At 64.9% G+C, this 23466-nt stretch carries 20 protein-coding genes; 14 read left to right on the top strand and 6 right to left on the bottom strand.

Features of this window, described 5'->3' with window-relative positions; translation table 11 throughout:
- Positions 1 to 2: 2 nt before the first annotated feature.
- Entirely contained in the window at positions 3 to 3308 is a 3306-nt protein-coding gene (locus QCE48_RS04610; protein ID WP_309785879.1) for an efflux RND transporter permease subunit, read from the top strand.
- A 76-nt stretch (positions 3309 to 3384) separates the two neighbouring features.
- Positions 3385 to 4059 carry an SDR family oxidoreductase gene (locus tag QCE48_RS04605; RefSeq protein ID WP_309788265.1) on the top strand — a complete coding sequence of 225 codons (675 nt, stop codon included), beginning with the start codon at positions 3385 to 3387 and terminating at the stop codon, positions 4057 to 4059.
- A gap of 89 nt (positions 4060 to 4148) precedes the next feature.
- On the opposite strand, the gene kdpE is transcribed toward QCE48_RS04605, so the two are convergent.
- Positions 4149 to 4847: a two-component system response regulator KdpE gene (gene kdpE, locus QCE48_RS04600; RefSeq protein ID WP_309785880.1), complete on the bottom strand. Its 699-nt coding sequence runs from the start codon at positions 4845 to 4847 to the stop codon at positions 4149 to 4151.
- The gene (locus QCE48_RS04595; RefSeq protein WP_309785881.1) at positions 4844 to 7648 is read right to left on the bottom strand and encodes a sensor histidine kinase KdpD; all 2805 of its coding nucleotides are present in this window, start codon (positions 7646 to 7648) and stop codon (positions 4844 to 4846) included. The genes kdpE and QCE48_RS04595 overlap by 4 nt, the downstream gene beginning before the upstream one ends.
- 482 nt (positions 7649 to 8130) lie before the next feature.
- Here QCE48_RS04595 and QCE48_RS04590 point away from each other — a divergent pair, with 482 nt between their 5' ends.
- Genes QCE48_RS04590 through QCE48_RS04580 form a run of 3 tightly spaced genes read left to right on the top strand, consistent with a single transcriptional unit; the run spans position 8131 to position 11046 of the window.
- On the top strand, positions 8131 to 8454 hold the full coding sequence (locus QCE48_RS04590) for a hypothetical protein (RefSeq protein ID WP_309785882.1): 324 nt from the start codon (positions 8131 to 8133) through the stop codon (positions 8452 to 8454).
- Positions 8451 to 10376 (top strand): DUF3274 domain-containing protein, encoded by a 1926-nt coding sequence (locus QCE48_RS04585; protein ID WP_309785883.1) that lies wholly within the window; start codon positions 8451 to 8453, stop codon positions 10374 to 10376. Before QCE48_RS04590 ends, QCE48_RS04585 begins: the two co-directional genes overlap by 4 nt.
- Positions 10363 to 11046 carry a hypothetical protein gene (locus QCE48_RS04580; protein WP_309785884.1) on the top strand — a complete coding sequence of 228 codons (684 nt, stop codon included), beginning with the start codon at positions 10363 to 10365 and terminating at the stop codon, positions 11044 to 11046. The genes QCE48_RS04585 and QCE48_RS04580 overlap by 14 nt, the downstream gene beginning before the upstream one ends.
- Positions 11047 to 11243: 197 nt before the next feature.
- Here the strand turns inward: QCE48_RS04580 and QCE48_RS04575 are convergent, their stop codons facing one another.
- The 3 genes from QCE48_RS04575 to QCE48_RS04565 are packed head-to-tail and all read right to left on the bottom strand — an operon-like array spanning position 11244 to position 13461.
- Positions 11244 to 12218, bottom strand: a complete 975-nt coding sequence (locus QCE48_RS04575; RefSeq protein ID WP_309785885.1) for a quinone oxidoreductase — start codon at positions 12216 to 12218, stop codon at positions 11244 to 11246.
- A gap of 21 nt (positions 12219 to 12239) precedes the next feature.
- Positions 12240 to 12632 carry a methylglyoxal synthase gene (locus tag QCE48_RS04570; RefSeq protein WP_087628951.1) on the bottom strand — a complete coding sequence of 131 codons (393 nt, stop codon included), beginning with the start codon at positions 12630 to 12632 and terminating at the stop codon, positions 12240 to 12242.
- Between the two features lie 49 nt (positions 12633 to 12681).
- The gene (locus QCE48_RS04565; RefSeq protein WP_309785886.1) at positions 12682 to 13461 is read right to left on the bottom strand and encodes an SDR family oxidoreductase; all 780 of its coding nucleotides are present in this window, start codon (positions 13459 to 13461) and stop codon (positions 12682 to 12684) included.
- 386 nt (positions 13462 to 13847) lie between these two features.
- On the opposite strand from QCE48_RS04565, the gene upp reads away from it, so the two are divergent.
- The 9 genes from upp (at position 13848) to rng (ending at position 22074) form a co-directional block, all read left to right on the top strand.
- Positions 13848 to 14501, top strand: a complete 654-nt coding sequence (gene upp / locus QCE48_RS04560) for a uracil phosphoribosyltransferase (protein WP_087628953.1) — start codon at positions 13848 to 13850, stop codon at positions 14499 to 14501.
- Between the two features lie 395 nt (positions 14502 to 14896).
- Positions 14897 to 15625, top strand: a complete 729-nt coding sequence (locus tag QCE48_RS04555) for a YebC/PmpR family DNA-binding transcriptional regulator (protein WP_309785887.1) — start codon at positions 14897 to 14899, stop codon at positions 15623 to 15625.
- Positions 15626 to 15889: 264 nt separating this feature from the next.
- Entirely contained in the window at positions 15890 to 17179 is a 1290-nt protein-coding gene (purD, locus tag QCE48_RS04550; RefSeq protein ID WP_309785889.1) for a phosphoribosylamine--glycine ligase, read from the top strand.
- A 115-nt stretch (positions 17180 to 17294) separates the two neighbouring features.
- Positions 17295 to 18218 (top strand): oxygen-dependent coproporphyrinogen oxidase, encoded by a 924-nt coding sequence (gene hemF, locus QCE48_RS04545; RefSeq protein WP_309785890.1) that lies wholly within the window; start codon positions 17295 to 17297, stop codon positions 18216 to 18218.
- On the top strand, positions 18209 to 18979 hold the full coding sequence (locus QCE48_RS04540; RefSeq protein WP_309785891.1) for a nicotinate-nucleotide adenylyltransferase: 771 nt from the start codon (positions 18209 to 18211) through the stop codon (positions 18977 to 18979). Before hemF ends, QCE48_RS04540 begins: the two co-directional genes overlap by 10 nt.
- A 2-nt stretch (positions 18980 to 18981) precedes the next feature.
- Positions 18982 to 19425: a ribosome silencing factor gene (gene rsfS, locus QCE48_RS04535; protein ID WP_087628957.1), complete on the top strand. Its 444-nt coding sequence runs from the start codon at positions 18982 to 18984 to the stop codon at positions 19423 to 19425.
- A 32-nt stretch (positions 19426 to 19457) separates the two neighbouring features.
- Positions 19458 to 19928: a 23S rRNA (pseudouridine(1915)-N(3))-methyltransferase RlmH gene (gene rlmH, locus QCE48_RS04530; protein WP_309785892.1), complete on the top strand. Its 471-nt coding sequence runs from the start codon at positions 19458 to 19460 to the stop codon at positions 19926 to 19928.
- A 54-nt stretch (positions 19929 to 19982) separates the two neighbouring features.
- Positions 19983 to 20597, top strand: a complete 615-nt coding sequence (locus tag QCE48_RS04525; protein ID WP_309785893.1) for a Maf family protein — start codon at positions 19983 to 19985, stop codon at positions 20595 to 20597.
- Between the two features lie 7 nt (positions 20598 to 20604).
- The gene (rng, locus tag QCE48_RS04520; protein WP_309785894.1) at positions 20605 to 22074 is read left to right on the top strand and encodes a ribonuclease G; all 1470 of its coding nucleotides are present in this window, start codon (positions 20605 to 20607) and stop codon (positions 22072 to 22074) included.
- Positions 22075 to 22093: 19 nt separating this feature from the next.
- Here the strand turns inward: rng and QCE48_RS04515 are convergent, their stop codons facing one another.
- Entirely contained in the window at positions 22094 to 23308 is a 1215-nt protein-coding gene (locus tag QCE48_RS04515; protein WP_309785895.1) for an O-antigen ligase family protein, read from the bottom strand.
- Positions 23309 to 23466 lie beyond the last annotated feature (158 nt).

Raw genomic sequence — 23466 nt, 5'->3', positions numbered from 1 at the left:
CGATGAACCTCTCGCGCCCCTTCATCGACCGGCCCGTCGCGACCACCTTGCTCGCGATCGGCGTCGCGCTCGCGGGCATGTTCGCGTTCGCGAAGCTGCCGGTAGCGCCGTTGCCGCAAGTGGACTTCCCGACCATTTCCGTGCAGGCGAGTCTGCCGGGCGCGAGTCCGGAGACGGTAGCGACCAGCGTCGCGAGCCCGCTGGAACGCCATCTCGGCTCAATCGCCGACGTGAGCGAAATGACGTCGATGAGTTCGGTCGGCAGCACGCGCATCACGCTGCAATTCGGCCTGAACCGCGACATCGACGGCGCCGCGCGCGACGTGCAGGCCGCGATCAACGCGGCACGCGCCGACTTGCCGGCGTCGCTGAAAAGCAATCCGACGTACCACAAGGTCAATCCCGCCGACGCGCCGATCCTCGTGCTCGCGCTCTCGTCGCCCACGCGCACGGCCGGCTCGCTCTACGATTCCGCCGCGACCGTCTTGCAGCAAACGCTTTCCACTGTGCCGGGCGTCGGCGAAGTCGATGTCAGCGGCTCGGCGAATCCGGCCGTGCGCGTCGAACTGGAACCGGGCGCGCTTTTTCACTACGGCATCGGATTGGAAGACGTGCGCGCGGCGCTCGCTTCGGCGAACGCGAACAGCCCGAAGGGCGCGATCGAGTTCAAGGGCAACCGCTTCCAGCTCTACACGAACGACCAGGCGAGCAAGGCGTCGCAGTATCGCGATCTGGTGGTCGCGTATCGCAACGGCTCGGCGGTGAAACTGTCGGACGTGGGCGAAGTCGTCGATTCGGTCGAGGATTTGCGCAATCTCGGCCTCATCAACAACAAGCGCGCGGTGCTCGTGATTCTCTACCGGCAGCCGGGCGCGAACATCATCGAAACCATCGACCGCGTGAAGTCGATGCTGCCGCAATTGCAGGCGGCGCTCCCCGCCGATGTCGAGATCACGCCGACCGCCGACCGTTCGACCACGATCCGCGCGTCGCTGCACGACACCGAACTCACGCTCGTGGTCGCGGTGGCGCTCGTCGTGATGGTCGTGTTCCTGTTCCTGCGTAACTGGCGCGCCACGCTCATTCCGAGCGTCGCCGTGCCGATCTCGATCATCGGCACCTTCGCGGCGATGTATCTGCTCGGCTTCTCGCTCGACAATCTCTCGCTGATGGCGCTGACGATCGCGACCGGCTTCGTCGTCGACGATGCGATCGTGGTGCTCGAAAACATCCAGCGGCACATTGAGAACGGCGTGCCGCGCATGAAGGCCTCGATACTCGGCGCACGCGAAGTGGGCTTCACGGTGCTGTCGATCAGCGTGTCGCTCGTCGCCGTGTTCCTGCCGATCCTGCTGATGGGCGGCATCGTCGGGCGGCTGTTTCGCGAGTTCGCGCTCACGCTGTCGCTAGCGATCGGCGTGTCGCTCGTCGTCTCGCTGACCGTCACGCCGATGATGTGCTCGCGCCTCTTGCGCGAGCCGCACGAGAAGAAGGAAGAAGGCCGCGTCGCGCGCTGGCTTGAGCGCCAGTTCGACCGCATGCAGCGCGGCTACGCGCGCACGCTCGGCTGGGCGCTCGCGCATCCGCGGCTCATTCTCTGCGTGCTGCTCGCGACCATTGGCCTGAACGTCTATTTGTACATCATCGTGCCGAAGGGCTTTTTCCCGCAACAGGACACGGGGCGGATCGTCGGCGGCATTCAGGCGGACCAGAGCACCTCGTTCCAGGCGATGAAGGGCAAGTTCTCCGAGATGATGCACATCGTCGAGGCCGATCCGGCCGTCGACAGCGTCGCGGGCTTCACGGGCGGCCGGCAGACCAATTCGGGTTTCATGTTCATTTCGCTTAAGCCGAAGAGCGTGCGCAAGGTGTCGGCGGATCAGGTGATCCAGCGCCTGAGGAAGCCGCTCGCCGATGTCGCGGGCGCGCGCACGTTCCTGCAGGCGGTGCAGGATATTCGCGTCGGCGGCCGGCAGTCGAATGCGCAATACCAGTTCACCCTGCTCTCCGACAGCACCGCCGATCTGTACAAATGGACGCCGCTTCTGACCGAGGCGCTGCAAAAGCTCCCCGGTCTCGCCGACGTCAACTCCGACCAGCAGCAAGGCGGCCTCGAAGCGATGGTGACATTCGACCGCGCCACGGCCGCGCGCTTCAACATCAAACCCGCGCAGATCGACAACACGCTCTACGACGCGTTCGGCCAGCGCCAGGTTTCGACGATCTACAACGCGCTCTCGCAGTATCACGTCGTGATGGAGCTCGCGCCGAAGTACTGGCAGGACCCGGAGATGCTCAAGCAGTTGTACATCAGCACGTCGGGCGGCACCGCGAACGGCGCTGCATCGACGAATTCGACCACCACGTCCATCGCCTCCGCGACGGCGAGCGCGGCGACCGGCGGCGCAACCGACACCGCGACGCAACTTTCGCTCGCCTCCGTGCGCAACTCGGCGACCAACGCGATCGCATCGAGCGGCAAGTCGGGGTCGTCGTCGGGCGCGGCGGTGTCGACGTCGAAGGAAACGATGATCCCGCTGTCGGCCATCGCGAAGTTCGGGCCGGGCAACACGCCGCTTTCGGTGAATCACCAGAGCCAGTTCGTCGCCTCGACGATCTCGTTCAACCTGCCGCCCGGCAAGTCACTGTCCGAGGCGACCGCGTCGATCTATCAGGCGATGGCGGAGATCGGCATGCCCGCGACGATCCACGGCAGTTTTCAGGGCACGGCGCAGGCGTTCCAGCAGTCGATGAACGACCAGCCGCTCCTGATTCTCGCCGCGCTCGCGGCGGTCTACATCGTGCTCGGCATCCTGTACGAAAGCTACATCCATCCGATCACGATTCTTTCGACGCTGCCTTCCGCCGGCATCGGCGCGCTGCTCGCGCTGCTGCTCTTCAAGACCGAGTTCAGCATCATCGCGCTGATCGCGGTGATCTTGCTGATCGGAATCGTGAAGAAGAACGCGATCATGATGGTCGACTTCGCGATCGAGGCCGCGCGGCACGGTGCGACGAGTTCGCGCGACGCGATCGAACAGGCGTGCCTGCTGCGTTTTCGCCCGATCATGATGACGACCGCCGCGGCGCTGCTCGGCGCGCTGCCGCTCGCGTTCGGCACGGGCGAAGGCTCGGAGATGCGCGCGCCGCTCGGCATCGCGATCGTGGGCGGGCTGATCGTGAGCCAGATGCTCACGCTCTACACGACGCCCGTCGTCTATCTCTACATGGACCGTTTTCGCGTGCGCGGCGAAGCGCGCCGTGCGCGAAAGCGCGGCGGCGCGCGGCCGGCGGGCGCGACCGAGTAGGCGCCCGTACCGTCACCGATGGCAGGATTCGCAAAAATCGCTTACGTTAAGACCTGCCTTCATTCGACGAGGAGCGATTCCGATGAAAGTCCTGCTGATCGGCGCGCACGGGCGCACGGGGCGCCACATCGCGCGGCAGTTGCACGCTGAAGCCATTGCGTTCAAGGCGATGCTGCGCAAGTCGGCGCACAAGCCGGAGTTCGTCGCGCTGGGCGCCCAGATCGTGCTCGGCGACCTGACGGAAGACTTCTCCCACGCCTTCGACGACGTCACGCACGTGATCTACGCGGCGGGGTCGGCGGAAACGGAGGGCGTGAACCAGGAGCGGGCGATCGACCGTGACGCCGTCGAGCGCACCGCCGATTACGCGAAACGCCGGCGCGTGCGGCAGCTCGTGGTGATCAGCGCGATTTCGGCTTACTGCCCGGCGGCGAATCCGTTCGCGCTCAGGCACTATTCGAGGATGAAGCGCGAAAGCGACGAGTACGTGCAAAAGCGCGGCGTGCCGTATGTGATCCTGCGACCGGGGCCTTTATCGGACGAAGCCGCACACGGAACGATCGCGCTTTCATCGGAACGAGCGGCGGGCGTGACGGCGGTATCGCGCGCGGATGTGGCGCGCGTGGCCGTAGCATGCGTGACGCGCGCAGTCGAAGATCGCGTCATCGGGTTCGTCGGAGGGGATTTACCTATCGGCGATGTGCTCGACGCGCTGGCTGGCGCTCGGGGCGTGTCGTTCAACACGGTTTGAGATGGCTGCGCACTGGTCGACGCCGGCTCGCGTAGATGTTCACAGGTATCGCAGGGAGAAACGCTGCGCCAATTGTCTGGCTCGGACCGCTACCCCGCATTGACCAGCCGATACCCCACTCCCGTCTCCGTCACGATATGTTCCGGCTGCGCGGCGTCGCGCTCCAGCTTCTGCCTGAGATGCGCCATGTAGATGCGAAGATAGTGATGACTATCGACATGCGACGGCCCCCACACTTCCTTTAGCAACTGTCGATGTGTGAGCACGCGGCCCGCATGCCGCACGAGCGTCGAAAGCAGGCGATACTCGATCGGCGTCAGATGCACGAGCGCGCCATCGCGCGTGACCTGCCGCAGCGCGAGATCCACCACCACCGCTCCGAACGAAATCCGCGGCGACTCGTTCGCCGACGCCCGGTTGCGCCGCCGCAGATGCGCCCGGATCCGCGCCATCAACTCCGACACGCCGAACGGCTTGGTCAGGTAGTCGTCCGCGCCGGCGTCGAGTGCCGCGACCTTCTCTTCCTCCTGCGTGCGCGCCGAAAGCACGATCACCGGCAAGTCGGTCCAGCCGCGCAACTCGCGAATCACGTCGATGCCATCGGTGTCGGGCAATCCCAGATCGACGATCACGAGATCGGGCTTTCTCGTCGCAGCTTCGATGAGCCCCTCTTTGCCGCTCGGCGCCTCGTGCACCGCGATGCCCTCTGCCTCCAGCGACACGCGCACGAAGCGCCGGATCTGCTTTTCATCTTCGATCAGGACGACGGTAACGGTCGGCTCACTCATGGTTTAACGTCGATGCGGGCGATGTCATGCTCCTCGTCCTCGATGCCCGGCGCGGGCGGCGGTGCATCGACGGGCAGCGTGAACCAGAAGCGCGCGCCCTCGGTCCGCCCGCTTGCGTCGATGCGATTGGCCGCGCCGATTGTACCGCCGTGCGCTTCGACGATCGCCCGGCAAATCGAGAGTCCGAGCCCGATGCCCGGTTTCGCCGATTCCTTCTCGCCGCGCGTGAACTTCTCGAAGATTCGATCCGCGAGCCGGGGCGGCAAGCCCGGACCGCTGTCGTCGACGACGACGCGCACGAACGGCTTGCCGTCCACTTCGATGCGCGCGGCGCCGATCGCGAGCCCCGCATCGGCGCTCGTGTACTTCGCCGCGTTCTCGAGCAGGTTCGAAAAGAGCCGCTCCATCAGCACGGCATCGAGTTGCAGAAGCGGCAGGTCGGCGGGAAGACGCACGTCGACGGCGCGCCCCGCGAGCATGCGCCGGCACGCGCGCAACGCCGCGCCCACGGTTTCCTCCAGGAGCGACCACTGCCGGTTCAGGCGCACCCCGCCCGCCTGCAACCGCGCCATGTCGAGCAGATTCGTGACGATGCTCGTCATGCGCAGCGTCTCGTCGTGAATGCCTTCGATCAGTTCGGCGTTCGCCGCGGACCGCGCTTCGCCGTCGGCTTGCGCGAGCATCGACGCAAAGCCGACGATCGCGGTGAGCGGCGTGCGCAAGTCGTGCGACACCGCCGATAACAGCGAATTGCGCAGACGCTCGGACTCCATGCTGACGAGCGCATCGCGCGCGATGTCGACGTAGTGCACGCGTTCGAGTGCAAGCGCGATCTGCGCGGCAAAGGTGTCGAGCATGCGCTTCTGCTCGGGCACGTCGAGTTCGGCGGGCTCGCGCGTGAGCACCGCGAGCACGCCGCGCGTGCGCATCGGCGCCTTCAGCGGCAGGTACAGCGCGGCCGCGGCGGGCAGCGTGCCGGTGCCGCGCCCGGCGGGCTTCTGCTGGTCGTAGACCCACTGCGCGACATCGGAATCGAGCGAACCGGCATCGAGCAAGAGCGCCTGTGACGCGCTGTCGGAAGCGTCGATTTTCTGGCGCACCTGATCGGCGCTGTCGGGCAGCAGGATCGCGACCTCGGCGCGGAACACCTCGCTCACGTGCCGCATGCCGATCCCGACGATCTGCTCGGTCGAGAGCGCCGCGCCCAGTTCGCCCGCCATCGCGTACATCGCGCTCGTGCGCCGCTCGCGCTTCTCGGCGATGCGCGCCTCGCGCTTCAGGCTCGACGTCAGATGGCTGATCACGAGCGACGTCAGCAGCATGCCGCCGAAAGTCAGTAGATACTGCGTGTCCGACACGGAGAGCGACATGCGCGGCGGCACGAAGAAAAAATCGAACGCGGCGACCGAGAGAAACGACAGCATCACGCTCGGCCCCCGCCCGAGCCGCACCGCCGCGAACACGACGCCCAGCAGATACAGCATCACGAGATTCGCCAGATCGATGCGCTCGCTCACGACGCTCGCAACGAGCGTGATGGCCGCGCCGATCGCGCCGGCGATCGCGTATGCACGGGGCTGCGAAGGATGCTCGCGCGGCATTGAAAACGCGTCGCGCCACGCGCGCGCGCCGGCATCGGGCGGCTCGGCGAACGCGCGGCCCGCGCCTTCGCGCGCGCGTATCAGCGTGAGATCGAGGTCGCCGGCACGTTCGGCGAGCCGCTCGCCGAACGGCCTTCGGACGAAACGCGCGAAGCCGCGCCTCGACGACGCGCCCGCCACCAGCTTCGACACGTTGCGCGTCTGCGCATAGCCGATCAGCGTCGCGACGGCGTCCGTGCCCGCGAGCGTCACCGTTTCCGCGCCGAATTCGGCGGCGAGCCTGAGCGCCTGCATCGTGCGTTCGCGGCGGGCGTCGGAGCGCCGTTGCAGACGCGGCGTTTCGACGTAGACCGCGATCCAGTCGGCTCTTAGGCTTGCAGCGAGACGCGCGGCGGCACGCACGACGCCCGGCGCCGCGTCGCCCGGACCGATACACGCGAGCAGCCGCTCGCGCGCCTGCCAGATGCGCTCGATCGAGCGGTCGGCGCGATATTCGCGCATCTGCGCATCGACGCGATCCGCGGTGCGCCTGAGCGCCAGTTCGCGCAGCGCGATCAGGTTGCCCTTGCGAAAGAAGTTGCGCACCGCCCGCTCGGCCTGCTGCGGCAGGTAGACCTTGCCCTGGCCGAGGCGTTCGAGCAGCTCTTCGGGCGGCAGGTCAACGAGCGTCACTTCGTCGGCGCGATCGAACACGCGGTCGGGCACCGTCTCGGAGACGCGAATACCGGTGATCTGCCCAACCACATCGTTCAGGCTTTCGAGATGCTGGACGTTGACGGTGGTATGGACATCGATGCCCGCGTCGATCAGTTCCTGGACGTCCTGCCAGCGCTTCAGGTGCCGCGCGCCGGGCACGTTCGAATGGGCGAGTTCGTCGACGAGGATCAGTCGCGGACGACGCGCGAGCGCTGCATCGAGATCGAATTCGGCCAGCGCGCGGTCGCGATAGTCGAACGACGCGCGCGGCAGGATGTCCAGCCCGTCGAGGAGCGCCTGCGTCTCTTCGCGGCCATGCGTCTCGACGAAGCCGACCACGACGTCGTCGCCTTCGTCGCGGCGCCGGCGGGCGGCCTGCAGCATCGCGTAGGTCTTGCCGACGCCCGCCGACGCGCCGAAAAAGATCTTCAGGCGCCCGCGCTGGCGCTGTTGCTCGTCGCGCTGGAGCTTGTCGAGCAGTTGGTCGGGGTCGGGGCGGCTCATGGTCGGATATTAATCGGCTTTCGGTCAGCCGCTCGTCGTGTTCGAGACGAAGTGCAACTTCGCGGCAGCGCTTCGTCGAGCGCCAGCACGGTTCACGCGCGGTTCTCCTAGTATGCCGGACCGGCGGTCTTCAGTGTATCGGTCGACGCGCGCCTGCACCGCCGCGACGCCTTCGGTCACATCGCCGTCGGCGGGAATCGTGTCGCGGTATCGAGCACCATCACGTCGCGGCGCCGAAGTCCGAGGCGGTCCTGGTGCGGCTCGGCGATTTCGGTTGCGGCTCGTTAAACGCCTTCGCCATCACGTCGTTTCCACAAATCGTAAGGAGTGTGTGAAATGCAAATGCTATGTGGAGCGCGGGCTCCTTTGAAGCTTCCCGTGGCACATTCAATAGCTGCTCAGTTTAAGACTAGTCGTGTATCGCAATGCAATGCGCGATCAATAAGCTTCGGTTAGCTAAAAATAACGAACGGGAGCAAAACTTGATTTCGCCGCTTGAACGAACCGGCGCGCTTCGATTGGCAGCACCGCATCACGAAGCGTATTTCCTCGACGTACCGCGCGCACCTGGCGCCAAAGACATCAGCATTCCTCGATTTTCTGGCGTCGAAGCCATCGGCGAGGCGCGGCGTTTGAATATCGCATTCACTCATCCGTTAGCCGATCTGCGCCGCGCCGATTATCTGGGCCGGCCGGCGACGCTTACGCTTCAGCCCGTTAATCCGGACGAAATGTCGCTGTCGGAGCGAGGTTGCGCACGACGTGCTGATGCTGCTGTCGAAACGAAAGAAGGAGTGTGGCAGTGAGTGATACCGTGAATCAGGCAGATAGCGCGGACGGCGCGCAACCGGATGACCGCACGTCGAAACGTCACAAGCTCAAGGTGGCAACGAACGTCGTGCCGATGCAACGGGATCATCTGGGGCAGCCGTTTTGGGAGTCTTATCAGACGCCAGCCAGTTATCAGGTTTATGCAGAGTGCCGGGTTCCGCCACATCTGCCGGGGATCATCATCTTTGTGCATGGGGTGAACTCGGAGGGGGAGTGGTATGACGATGCGGAGGCGGCGTTGTGTGAAGGACTTAACAAGCGGTTGAACCGTCTGGACTTACAGGCGAATGAATATTCGAGTGTCGACGAAACGACAAGACGCCCCACACCTCGCCGGCTCACCAAGTTAGGGAACTCGCCGGTGATTCGCTTCTACTGGGGATACAGCGCAAAGGAAGGCACCGAGAAAAAATGGCGCATTCCGTTGCGCAACTATCACGGATTCGACGCGTGGGCGCCAGAATGCATAGCAGAGTCGGGCCCTTGGTATTGGGGCGGCGGCCCGTTCCAGAACGGTACGAACAACCTGCAACAGTGCTGGAGCCAAGGCGGCCTCAAGCGTCACGTCTTCGGATTCGACCTTCAGCATCTGAACACCGAGACCGACCGCCAGTTGCAGGACGCCCCGCCACGCCTCTACTACGCACACGCCGCTCAACGACTGGCCGATCTAGTCGATGAGATTCGCGCCAAGTGTCCACACGATACGATCACGCTGATGTCGCATAGTCAGGGAACCATGATCGCAATGGCGGCGACCACGCTGTGCAAGCAACGCGCGCCCGACGCGCTGTTCGTGATGAACTCGCCCTACGCGATGGACGACAAGATCACCGATGCCGTGGCATGCGGCGGCGAGCGTCCGACCGCAGAGGCGCGCGTCAATACCTTTCGCAACATCGCGAACCGGATCAAGCAGGACAAACTCGTCTTCACCGAATCGTTGATGCAGCAACTGCAATGCGGCGCGACAGAGGACATGAATTTCTGGCGGCCCGACCTGAAGCTGCACTGGGGCTTGCCCGAGCGCGACAACCACGGACGCGTCTACGTGTACTTCAGTCCGCACGACCGCGTGATGGGCGCAACGCCGCTGCAAAGCATCGGCTGGCAAGGATTGGATCACAAGCTACTGGCCGAGCTTGGCGATACCGTCAAGCAGCGCATGCTCGCGCGTGGCACGCCATGCGGCGACGAACCCGGCGTGCAGAAGTTCGGCACCTTGCCGCCGATCCCGAACCCGCCGCCGGGTGTCAAACCGACCGACTTCTGGGACGGCAACCGGGGCGTGCTGGGCGGCTTGCTCGGCGTGACGGATATTTGGGCGACGCCCAACCCCAACCAGACGGTCACGATCAACGCGGAGAAGGTGCCCGAGCCGTTGACGGCTGAGGAGATGAAGGAGTTCGACAAGCCACGGCGAGCCGCGCTTGCATGGGGCGGTATTGATCCTGACGACGGCAAACCGGTTGACGATACGTTCCGCTACATGGCGTCGATCTATCAACCGGAAGAATACGAAGAGCGGGATGACATCTATGCCACGAGCGGCCGTTCGCGTTCACGAGAGACCCAGGAGGAAATGCAAACGCGCATCTTCAAATACTCACCCGAGCCCACTGATCACAGCAGCGTACCGGGCAATGTGGAATTCATGAAGCGCGTGGTCGCCTTTGATCTGCCAATCGGATTCTGCGACGCGTACGACAACCGGGAATTCTGGTTCAGGCTTCTGAACAAGGCCGACTGGACCTACGGCTACGACTCTTATTTCAACACTGGGGATTTAGGCGATTACGCGATGCCTGATCTCGTCGACAAACAAACGGTGGCACTTGAGAAAAGCGAAGCCGACGCTCGACGTCTGCAAAGGAAAGGCGAATATGAAGGCCACTAAGCTTGCCGTTTTACTGAGCCTGGCGCTCTTGACCGCATGTGTCTCGGACGCCGAGCGCGCCCGGTATTCGGAGTCGCAGCCGACTCCGACGTACGACGTGGCGCCACAAGTCATCTATCGTATCGATGACCATCGATTCATCTCGCTGGAAAATTACAGCGATTGCAACCACGGCGACACCTACTACAACGATACGAAGGAAGGCATCCGCAAGAAGCTTGGCCGCAATGGTATCGAGAACTTTCAGGGCCGACTGATAAACGCCGATCCGACCGGTAGGAACATCGTGATTCCGTCGTCTCAGCCGCCCGAACGTGCGTGTAGCGACCGCGGCTGTTCTATTTCTTTGATTTACTCGACTGACAGTGGACGGACCTTTCAGGGCATGGTGTACATGAAAACCTTCGACCCGTTTAATAGATCGAGGGACTATACGATGGCAACGACCAGAGACGCGTTGTATGTTTTAAAGCGGGGTCAAGTCTCACTCTACGTCATTCGCTACCCGTTGGTTCAAGGCTTCACATATGGTACAAATCAGCCCCTCCCCGGTGGAATGCGCATTGAATTCGACGTACAGATGCCGTCTGGCCTACGCTCCCCTTCCGGTCAAGAACGTTTCACTTGCGACGCATCGATTCGTCCGTCGAACCTTGAAAAGTCGAAATGATCCGTGTTGACACGGCGGCGTCGTGAAAATGGCCTCATCAACGTATCGATTCGACGCCTGAGCGCCAGAATGCATAGGAGCCCGACGATGCTGAAGACAAACGAGGAAGCGCCAGACGGAGCAGCAGCTAGCTGCAAAGCCCCGCCCTGGCTTGACTTTGCCATTACGCCGCCTCAGCGGAACTCATCCAGGGAACGTCAAGGCAGCAATATCGTCGACCCCGTCGTCTTGCGCGCTTCGAGATCCTCGTGCGCCCGCGCCGCGTCTTTCAGCGCATAGCGCTGCCGCACGTTCGTCTTCACCTTGCCCGATCCGACGACATCGAACAGTTCAGCGGCCATCCCGTCGAGATCGCTGCGCTTTGCGATATAGCTGAAAAGCGTCGGCCGCGTGAAATAGAGCGAGCCGCGTCCGGCGAATTCCGACGAATCGATCGGCGGCAGCGGTCCCGACGAATTGCCGAAGCTCACGAAAAGCCCCAATGGCGCAAGACAGTCGAGCGACGCCGTGTACGTGTCCTTGCCGATCGAGTCGTACACCACCGGCACGCCCGCGCCATTCGTGATCTCGCGCACGCGCTTCGTGAAGTTATCGCGCGTGTAGACGATCGGATAGTCGCAGCCGTGCGCCTTCGCGAGTTCCGCCTTTTCGTCCGAACCGACCGTGCCGATCACCGTCGCGCCGAGCGCCTTGGCCCACTGGCACGCGAGCATGCCGACGCCGCCCGCCGCCGCGTGGATCAGCACCGTATCGCCCGCCTTCACGCGGTAGGTGCGCCGCAGCAGATATTGCGCAGTGAGGCCTTGCAACATGATCGACGCGGCCTCCTCGAAGCCGATCGCCTCGGGCAGCGCGACGACGTAGTCCGCCGACATCACGCGCTCCTCGGCATAGGCGCCCGGCGGCCGCGAGGCGTAGGCGACGCGCTCGCCCGGCTTGAACCGCGTGACGCCTTCGCCCACCGCCGTCACCTCGCCGGCCGCCTCCATGCCGAGGCCGCCCGGCAGCGGCATCGGATAAAGGCCGTTGCGGAAATACACGTCGATGAAATTCAGGCCCACCGCATGATGCTTCACGCGGATTTCGCCCTTGCCCGGCTCGCCGACGGTCACGTCGACCCACTTCATCACTTCCGGGCCGCCGGTCTTGTCGAATCGGATTGCTTTGATCATGCGAGTCTCCTTGTCGGTCGCTCAGGACGCCGCGCGTGCCAGGCGCAGGCGCAGTTCGTCGAGAATCATGCGCGCGGTCGCGATGTTCGTCGCGCACGGGACGTTGTGCACGTCGCAGGCGCGCACCAGCGCGTTGATGTCCGGCTCGTGCGGCTGCGGCGTCATCGGGTCGCGCAGGAAGATCACGACATCGACACGCCCTTCCGCCAGTTCCGCGCCGATCTGCAGGTCGCCGCCATGCGGTCCGGAGAGCTTCTTCTCGACGTCGAGTCCGTGCGCCGCCGCGATCCGCGTGCCGGTCGTGCCCGTCGCGACGAGCCGGCACTGCGCGAGCGTATCGACGTATTCGCCCGCCAGCGCGACGATGTCGTCCTTTTTCATGTCGTGCGCGATCAGCGCGACGCGTGTGCTCATCAAGGTGGCTCCTGTCGTTATCGATGGTTGTGGTTATGAAAAGCGACGGCTAGTACGTGCCCGGATAGGCGCCGCCATCGATGAGCCAGTTCTGTCCCGTGATATAGCCCGCGTGCGCGCTGCACAGGAACGCGCACGCGCGGCCGAACTCGTCGGGCGTGCCGAAGCGGCCCGCCGGCAGCGCCTTCGCCCGGCGCGCACGCGCTTCGTCGAGCGAGATGTTCTGCGCCTTCGCCTGCGCCGCGAGCGTGTCCGCGATGCGATCCGTATCGAACGTGCCCGGCAGCAGGTTGTTGATCGTGACGCCCGTCGCGGCGATCTTGCGCGCGACGCCCGCGACGAAACCCGTCAGCCCGGAGCGCGCGCCGTTCGAGAGACCGAGCACGTCGATCGGCGCCTTCACCGACGAACTCGTGATATTGACGATGCGCCCGAAGCCGCGATCGATCATGCCATCGAGCGTCGCCTTGATGAGTTCGATCGGCGTGAGCATGTTGGCGTCGAGCGCCCTGATCCAGTCGTCGCGGGTGAACTCGCGGAAGTCGCCCGGCGGCGGGCCGCCCGCGTTGTTCACGAGGATGTCCGGCGAAGGGCACGCGGCGAGCGCCGCGGCGTGGCCTTCGGGCGTGGTGATGTCGCACGCGAGCGCCTTCACGTCGACGCCGTATTTGGCGCGAATGTCGGCGGCGGTGGCGTCGAGCGTCGCCTGCGTGCGCGCGACGATCACGAGATTGACGCCCTCGGCCGCGAGCGCCTCGGCGCAACCGCGCCCGAGCCCCTTGCTGGCCGCGCACACCAGGGCCGTGCGCCCTGCGATTCCCATATCCATCGTTGCTCCTTGGTCGAGCCCAACGGGCGCAGCCGACCTGCGCCCCGCTCGGGTCTCATGTAAGAAAGTTGGCGGTTCTCGTTCGAGTTCTAGTTCGATTGCTATGGCGGTCCGTCGCCGCCGTGAAGCGGTTGCGTGAACACATCGGCATGACGGTCCGTTCGCGCAATGATAGAAGAATCGGGGCGCGGACGTCGGCGGCTCGCTTCGCGCCGTCTGCGCCTTCGAATCTTCCTTATGACCGATGCGTTTTCGGTAAACTGGCGGGATCGTCTGAGCCCGGCGCGTCAGGCTACCCGAGCCGTGTCGCGGCGCCGGGCCCTCGCGCGCGACCCGGCGCGAGCCGTCGGCCGAACAACACTCCATGCGCCCTTCGCGCGACTCCCATGACCCAGGACAGCCGTTTCCCCAATCTCTTCATCCTCGACCACCCGCTGATTCAGCACAAGCTCACGCACATGCGGGACAAAGACACGTCGACGCGCACGTTTCGCGAGCTGCTGCGCGAAATCACGCTGCTGATGGGCTATGAAATCACCCGCAACCTGCCGCTCACGACCAAGCGCGTCGCGACCCCGCTCGTCGACATCGATGCGCCCGTGATCGCCGGCAAGAAGCTCGCGATCGTGCCGGTACTGCGCGCGGGCATCGGCATGTCGGACGGCCTGCTCGATCTCGTGCCGTCGGCGCGAGTCGGCCATATCGGCGTCTATCGCGACGACGACCACCGCCCGGTCGAATATCTCGTGCGCCTGCCGCCCGATCTGGAGGAGCGCGTGTTCATCCTGTGCGATCCGATGGTCGCGACGGGTTATTCGGCGGTTCACGCCGTCGATGTGATGAAGCGCCGCAAGGTGCAGGGCGAGAACATCGTGTTCGTCGCGCTCGTGGCCGCGCCCGAAGGCGTGAAGGTGTTCTCCGATGCGCATCCGGACGTGAAACTGTACGTCGCGTCCCTGGATTCGCACCTGAACGACCATGCTTATATCGTGCCCGGTCTCGGCGACGCCGGCGACCGGCTGTTCGGCACGAGAAACTGACCGCGCGTCGCAGCGTCTTTCAGCTCGGCGATTGCACCGCACCGCCCCGAAAATCCACTCTTTTCGGCGCATTGCGCTTGCCGCGCGCGCGTTTTCCCGCCGCGCGGCGTCTGCCGGTCGCGGGCGCCATGATAAAATTCCTGTCTGCCCGGTTCACGGCCCTGGATTGCTACCCGGACGGCGTTCAAGCCGCCGGACGCGCCGCGCAGCCGGCTTTTTTCCGGGCGAAAACACCTGAGCAAGACGCCGGTTACGTCGCCGAAACGACCGGCACCAAGGCGGCCGGAACACGCATCGGTCGCCGTCGCCCAGGCCGGACACGCTTTCGAGCCGGGCGAACACACTGAAACACAGGCGCGCGGCTCAACGCCCATGCGCGCGGACGGAGAAAGGTAATGGCGGGTCATTCGAAATGGGCCAACATCAAGCATAAGAAAGCGGCGGCCGATGCCAAGCGCGGCAAGGTCTGGACGCGCCTCATCAAGGAAATCCAGGTCGCGGCCCGCATGGGCGGCGGCGACGCCGACACGAACCCGCGCCTGCGGCTCGCCGTCGACAAGGCCTACGACGCCAACATGCCGAAGGACAACATCAACCGCGCGATCCAGCGCGGCACGGGCGGCGTCGACGGCGCGAACTACGAGGAAATCCGCTACGAAGGCTACGGCATCGGCGGCGCGGCGATCATCGTCGATACGATGACGGACAACCGCACCCGCACCGTCGCGGAAGTGCGCCACGCGTTCTCGAAGCACGGCGGCAACATGGGCACGGACGGCTCGGTGTCGTTCATGTTCGATCACGTCGGCCAGTTCCTGTTCGCGCCCGGCACGCCGGAAGACAAGCTGATGGACGCGGCGCTCGAAGCCGGCGCCGACGACGTCGTGACCAACGATGACGGCAGCATCGAGGTGATCTGCCCCGCGAACGACTTCCCGAAGGTGAAAGCGGCGCTCGAAGGCGCGGGCTTCAAGGCCGAACTCGCCGAAGTCACGATGAAGCCGCAGACCGAAGTCGAATTCACCGGGGACGACGCGGCCAAAATGCAAAAACTGCTCGATGCGCTCGAAAATCTCGACGACGTGCAGGAAGTCTATACAAACGCCGCGATCAACGAAGAGTAAGGCCGTTGCCGCGCGGCGCGCGCGTGGAACGGGTTTCGCTTGATTCAGGCGAAGCGCGCCATCGAAAGATTTGCTGCCGGAAGGTGCGTGACGCCGCAGACGCCCGCGCGAACCGCCTTCCCAATTGCCGACGGGATCGAACGCGGGGCCGCTGGACCGGCCCGCATTCTTCGACTCGCGCGTTCTGTGCATTTCTCGTGTTTCGCACGTCGAGCGGCGCCCGGTTCGCGCCGTCACTGGTTTTATACGTATTCGGGGAATCAAATGAAGTTACTCGTCGTCGGTTCCGGCGGTCGTGAACATGCTCTCGCGTGGAAGCTCGCGCAGTCGCCGCGCGTCCAGCTCGTCTACGTGGCGCCCGGCAACGGTGGCACCGCGCAGGACGAGCGTCTGCGCAACATCGACATCACCGATCCCGCCGCGCTCGCCGATTTCGTCGAGCGCGAAAACGTCGCGCTGACGGTCGTCGGTCCCGAAGCGCCGCTCGCGGCCGGCATCGTCAACCTGTTCCGCTCGCGCGGGCTCAAGATCTTCGGGCCGACGAAGGAAGCCGCGCAGCTCGAAAGCTCGAAAGACTTCGCGAAGGCGTTCATGAAGCGCCACCACATCCCGACCGCCGAGTACGAAACCTTCACCGACGCCGCCGCCGCCCACGCGTACCTCGACGCGAAAGGCGCGCCGATCGTCATCAAGGCGGACGGGCTCGCGGCCGGCAAGGGCGTGGTCGTCGCGACGACGCTCGACGAGGCGCACGCGGCCGTCGATTCGATGCTCGCCGACAACAAGCTCGGCGACGCCGGCGCGCGCGTGGTGATCGAGGAATTCCTGGAAGGCGAGGAAGCGAGCTTCATCGTGATGGTCGACGGCAAGCACGTGCTGGCGCTGGCCTCCAGCCAGGACCACAAGCGCCTTCTCGACGGCGACCGCGGTCCGAACACCGGCGGCATGGGCGCGTACTCGCCCGCGCCGATCGTCACGCCGCAACTGCACGCGCGCGTGATGCGCGAAATCATCCTGCCGACGGTGCGCGGCATGGAAGGCGAAGGCATCCGCTACACAGGGTTTCTGTACGCCGGCCTCATGATCGACGCGCAAGGCAACCCGAAGACGCTCGAATTCAACTGCCGCATGGGCGACCCCGAAACGCAGCCGATCATGGCGCGCCTGAAGGGCGATTTCTCGAAAGTGGTCGAACTGGCAATCGCCGGAACGCTCGATTCCGCGGTGCTCGAATGGGACCGCCGCACGGCGCTCGGCGTGGTGCTGGCCGCGCACAACTATCCGGACACGCCGCGCCGGGGCGACCGCATCAGCGACATTCCGGCCGAAACCGACACCGCCGTGACCTTCCACGCCGGCACGACGCTTGCCGACGGCAAGCTCACGACCTCGGGCGGACGGGTGCTGTGCGTCGTCGGATTGTCGGATTCGGTTCGCGGCGCGCAATCCGTGGTCTACGATACAGTCAACCAGATTTCGTTCGACGGCATGCAGTACCGCCGCGACATCGGCTATCGCGCGGTCAACCGCAAGCAGAACGACCGTCACGGCTGAAGCGGTCCACCCGCTCAAGGCATGACCCGCGCTGCCGGACCTTCGCGTCCGGCAGCGCGTTTTTTAAGGGGACGCTTGATAACCGGCGTCCAACGCATCGCATAACGCAGCAACGATGACCGACACGACTTTCGACGTACAAGCTGTGCGCACCTATCTCACCGGCCTGCAAACGCAGATCGCCGAAACGCTCGGCGCCTTCGACGGCGTCCCGTTCGCGACCGACCGCTGGCAGCGCGGCCCCGACGAGCGCCTGCGTGGCGGCGGTTGCACGCGGATTCTCGAAGGCGGGCAGTTTTTCGAGCGCGGCGGCATCGGCTTTTCGGACGTGGCGGGCGACGCGCTGCCGCCGTCCGCGAGCGCGGCGCGTCCGCAACTCGCCGGACGCGGCTTCGAGGCGCTCGGCGTGTCGCTCGTGATGCATCCGGAGAACCCGCACTGCCCGACCGTGCACATGAACGTGCGCCTCCTGATGGCGACGAAGGAAGGCGAGGCGCCGCTCTTCTGGTTCGGCGGCGGCATGGATCTCACGCCCTGCTACGGCTACGAGGATGACGCGCGCCATTTCCATCGCGTATGCCGCGACGCGCTCGCGCCGTTCGGCGCCGAGCTGTATCCGCGCTTCAAGGCGTGGTGCGACGACTATTTCTATCTGAAGCATCGCGACGAACGGCGCGGCATCGGCGGGATTTTCTTCGACGATTTCGCGGAGCCGGGTTTCGAGCGCTCGTTCGCGATGATGCGAAGCGTCGGCGATGCGTTCCTTGCGGCGTACCTGCCGATCGTCGAGCGCCGCCGCGACACGCCGTACACTGAGGCCGAGCGCGCGTTCCAGGCCTACCGGCGCGGCCGCTACGTCGAGTTCAACCTGGTCTTCGATCGCGGCACGCATTTCGGGCTGCAAAGCGGCGGACGCACGGAATCGATTTTGATGTCGATGCCGCCCGTCGCGAACTGGCGCTACAACTGGAAGCCTGAGCCGGGCACGCCGGAAGCGCGGCTGTACACCGATTTCCTCGTGCCGCGCGAATGGGTCTGAGCGCGCCCGCCACTCACCGGAAAAAGGACCGAATACTGAATTCGAACCCGCTCTGCGCCCGGCGCGTCGGCCTTCTTGGCGGCACGTTCGACCCAATTCACGACGGTCACCTCGCGCTGGCGGCGCGTTTCGTCGACTTGCTGCAACTGACCGAGCTCGTGTTCCTGCCCGCCGGCCAGCCGTGGCAGAAGGCGTGCGTCTCGGCACCGCAGCACCGCCTCGCGATGACACGCGCGGCCGCCGGGTCGATGCGCCTCGCGGGCGTCGAGGTGAAGGTCGCCACCGATGAAATCGAGCACGACGGCCCGACCTACACCGTCGACACGCTCGCGCGCTGGCGCGAGCGCGAAGGCGCTGAGGCGTCGCTTGCGCTGCTCGTCGGCGCGGACCAACTCGTGCGCCTGGATTCATGGCACGACTGGAAGCGCCTCTTCGACTTCGCTCACGTCTGCGTGGAAACGCGGCCGGGTTTCGACCTCTCGGTGCTGCCCGATGCCGTCGCGGCCGAAGTCGCGGCACGCGGCGCCGCGCCGGAAACGCTGCGCGCGACGCCGAACGGCCATCTGCTGATCGATCAGTCGCTGGCAGTCGATGTGTCGGCGACCGCGATCCGCGAGTATTTCCGCGACCAGTACGCACAAACCAGCACGACCAACGACAACACGACCGAAGTCCCGGCGGCAAACCGGACGGACCTGCGAAGCCAGGTCCCGCCCGCCGTCTGGGACTATATTGTTCAACATCACCTGTACCAACGGTAACCATGGAAATTCAAAAACTTCAGCGCGCGATCATCGACGGTCTCGAAGACGTCAAGGCGCACGACATCAAGGTGTTCAACACGACGCACCTGACCGCCCTCTTCGACCGCGTCGTGGTCGCGAGCGGCACCTCGAACCGGCAGACCAAGGCGCTCGCCAACAGCGTGCGCGAAAAGGTCAAGGACGCGGGCGGCGACGTCATCTCGACCGAAGGCGAAGAGATCGGCGAATGGGTGCTGGTCGATTGCGGCGACGCGGTCGTGCACATCATGCAGCCGGCGCTGCGCCAGTATTACAACCTCGAAGAGGTCTGGGGCGACAAGCCGGTGCGCGTCAAGCTGCAAAATCCGAACACGTTCGGCGGCGCGCGCGCGAGCGAGCCGCTCGACGAAGACGAGGACGATGCGCCGGCCGCCAAACCCGCACGCAAGACGACGCGCCGCTGACGCGCCGGCGTTAGCGTATCGGTTGGCGCATCATGAAACTGCATATCCTCGCGGTCGGCCACAAGATGCCCGACTGGATCGCCGCCGGCTTCGACGAGTACGCGAAGCGCATGCCGCCGGAACTGCGCATCGAGCTTCGCGAGATCAAGCCGGAACAGCGCTCGTCGGGCCGCAACGCCGAGAGCGTGATGGCCGCCGAGCGCCAGCGCATCGAAGCCGCGTTGCCGAAGCACGCGCGTCTCGTCGCGCTCGATGAACGCGGCCGCGACTGGAGCACGATGCAACTCGCGGGGGCGCTGCCCGGCTGGCAGCAGGACGGGCGCGACGTCGCGTTCGTGATCGGCGGCGCGGACGGGCTCGATCCCCAACTGAAGGCGCGCGCGGAACTGCTCCTGCGCGTGTCGAGTTTCACGCTGCCGCACGGCATGGTCCGCGTGCTGCTCGCCGAACAGCTTTACCGCGCGTGGAGCATCACGCAGAATCATCCCTATCATCGCGCCTGAGGCCCTGTCACGTTCGCAAGCGGTCTTGGGCACGTCTTAAGAGATCCGCTTCCGATGCCGCTTCATTCCTTCATCTACCTCGCCTCCCAAAGCCCGCGTCGTCAGGAGTTGCTGCACCAACTCGGCGTGCGTTTCGAGCTGCTGCTGCCGCGTCCCGACGAAGACGCCGAAGCGCTCGAAGCCGAGCTTCCCGGCGAAGCACCCGATGCCTATGTCGTGCGCGTGTCCACGCTCAAGGCCGAAGCCGCGCATGCGCGCCGCGTGGCGGGGCATCATCCGGCCGCACCGATTCTCGTCGCCGATACGACCGTCACCGTCGATGGCGCAATCATGGGCAAGCCCGCCGATGCCAACGAAGCCGTCGCGATGCTCGAACGGCTCGCCGGACGCGAGCACGAAGTGCTGACGGCGCTCGCCGTCGTCGATGCTGAAGGCGCCGTGTTGCCGCCCGCGATGTCGCGCTCGAAGGTGCGCATGGCCGCCGTCGATCGTGCTGCATTGCAGCGTTACGCGGCGACGGGCGAGCCGCTCGGCAAGGCCGGCGCATACGGCATTCAGGGACGCGCGGCTGCGTTCATCGAGCGGATCGAGGGGTCCTATTCGGGTATCATGGGTCTGCCCCTTTTCGAAACCGCAGCTCTCTTGCGCGTGGCGCGCGTCGAATTCTAAACAGGCCATGAACGAAGAAATCCTGATCAACGTCACACCGCAGGAAACCCGCGTCGCACTCGTTCAGCAAGTCGCCGTGCAGGAGCTTCACGTCGAACGCACGCTTTCACGCGGGCGCGTCGGCAACGTTTATCTCGGCCGCGTCGTGCGCGTGCTGCCGGGCATGCAGTCCGCGTTCATCGACATCGGCCTGGAACGCGCTGCGTTCCTTCATGTCGCCGACATCTGGCATCCGCGCATTCCGGGCGTGTCGCATTCCAATGCGCCGCATACGCCGATCGAGAAGATCGTGTTCGAAGGACAAGCGCTGATGGTGCAGGTCGTGAAGGACCCGATCGGCACCAAGGGCGCGCGGCTCTCGACGCAGGTGAGCATCGCCGGGCGCACGCTCGTCTATCTGCCGCAGGAACCGCATATCGGGATTTCGCAGAAGATCGAAAGCGAGGCGGAACGCGAGGCCGTGCGCGCGCGGCTCACGGCGGTCCTGCCCGCCGATGAAAAAGGCGGCTATATCGTGCGCACCATCGCCGAAGACGCCACGAGCGAAGAACTGGCCGCCGATGTCGCGTATTTGCGCAAGACGTGGGCGACGATCGTCGCTCAGGCGCAGCGCGTGCCGCCCACGACGCTGCTCTATCAGGACCTGAATCTTGCGCAGCGCGTCTTGCGCGATTTCGTCAACGACGAGACCACGCGCATCCAGGTGGATTCGCGCGAGACCTATCAGATGCTCGCCGACTTCGCCGCGGAGTTCACGCCCGCGGTGGCGTCGCGCCTGCATCACTACACGGGCGAGCGGCCCTTGTTCGACCTGTACAACATCGAGGCGGAGATCCAGCGGGCGCTGTCGCGGCGCGTCGATCTGAAGTCGGGCGGCTACCTGATGATCGACCAGACCGAAGCGATGACGACCATCGACGTCAATACGGGCGGCTATGTCGGCGCGCGCAATTTCGACGACACGATCTTCAAGACGAATCTCGAAGCGGCGCATACGATCGCACGCCAGCTGCGGCTGCGCAATCTCGGCGGCATCATCATCATCGACTTCATCGACATGGAGAATGTCGAGCATCGCGATCAGGTGCTGGGCGAACTGAAGAAGGCGCTGTCGCGCGACCGCACGCGCGTGACGGTCAACGGGTTTTCGCAACTCGGCCTGGTCGAGATGACGAGAAAGCGCACGCGCGAATCGCTCGCGCATGTGCTGTGCGAGCCGTGCCCGGTGTGCGACGGCAAGGGGCAGGTCAAAACGCCGCGCACCGTATGCTATGACGTGCTGCGCGAGATCATGCGCGAGTCGCGGCAGTTCAATCCGCGCGAGTTTCGGGTGGTGGCTTCGCAGCAGGTCATCGACCTGTTTCTCGAAGAGGAATCGCAGCATCTGGCGATGCTGATGGATTTCATCGGCAAGCCGGTGTCGTTGCAGGTGGAGTCGAATCTCAGCCAGGAACAGTACGACATCGTGCTGATGTAGCCCACCCACGCCGCCCGCATCACGACGGCGCGGCGCTTCTGTCGTCCACCCGCCGTCGCGCGCCGTAGATCAATATCCCGATCAGGAACACGAACAGGTTTCCCTCGGTGAAATTGAGCAGCAGCGAGTTCGCGAGGCATCCGAACACGAACGCGAACAGATACCCGTAGGCAATCGATCGTTCAGGGTCCGCCAGGCGCTGGCACTCGCGTCGGATCGTCACCAGCAGCCAGACGAACAGCGCCACGCCGATCAGTCCGAGTTGCACGCCCATCAGGAGAAACTCGTTGTGCGGGTTGCCGGCCATCGCCGCGCGACCGCCGGTGCTCGCGCTCACGAGCCGCTCGAACTGGGTCCGCACGCTGCCGGCGCCGTATCCGGCGATTGGCCGCTCCATGAGCAGTTCCGTGCTGCGTCGATAGAACTCGATGCGCACGCCCATCGATGTGTTCTTGTTCTGCGTTTCGTATTGCGTAATCTCCTGGGTCGTTTCGCCCAGCCGCGAATCCTTCCCGTGCAGCGCGAAGAACACCAGCGCTGCGCATACCGCGACGCCCGCCAGCACGGCGACCCAGCGCGCGGGACCGTGGTATTGACGCAGCCGCGTCGCCTGAACGACGACATAGATCGCCATGTAGGCAATCGCGACGACCTGCCCGGTACGGCCCTTCAGCACGAAGAGCACGTTGATCAGCGCGAGCGTGCCGACGCCATACAGCAGGACCCGGAGCGCACTCTTCCTTGTCGCCCGCGCGAGCGCGAATGACATGCAGACCAAAAAGGCCATCATCAGGCCACCGGAGATATGGTCCTTGAACACCCACGGCTTCTGCACCGGTTCCGCGCCGTGCATCGGACCGAACGCCGTCCATCCGAAGGCGTTGGTATAAGTCAGCACCATCGAGAGCACGAGCGTCGCAAAGAGTCCCCAGATGGCGCCTGCGGCCCAGTTCGTGTCGTCGTCGCTCTGGAAGACCAGAAAAAGCAGCGGGAAGAACAGCAGCTTGCGGTACTTCAGCAGGAAGTCGACTGCCTCGCGCGCCGGCGCCGAACTGTAGGCGACGCTCAACGCCAGCGCGACGAACAGGATCAGCGCGGCGATGCTCGCGCTCGATCCGGCGCGCATCGTTCTCATGCGCCGCCACGCCTCGGGAGACGCGAGCGCGCACAGCGTGAAGAGCGCGGAGCCGAGGTTCACGCCGGCCGTCGAGATCGGCACGAGCCACAACGTCAAGAGAGCGAACGATCTCGCGAGAATCAACGGATAGGAACTGGTGCGGGACCCGCGCAGCCGGGAAAGTAATGTCGCTTGCATATTATTGGTTCAACGCCCCGCCTTCTTTTCGGATGCTGCCTTTTTGCCTCGATGTCGCCCGCCGCCCGCGGGCCTTC

Source organism: Caballeronia sp. LZ024 (assembly GCF_031451455.1).
GTDB lineage: Bacteria > Pseudomonadota > Gammaproteobacteria > Burkholderiales > Burkholderiaceae > Caballeronia > Caballeronia telluris.
Note: the sequence above shows the minus strand (reverse complement) of the source record. Positions and strands in the feature narration are given on the sequence as shown.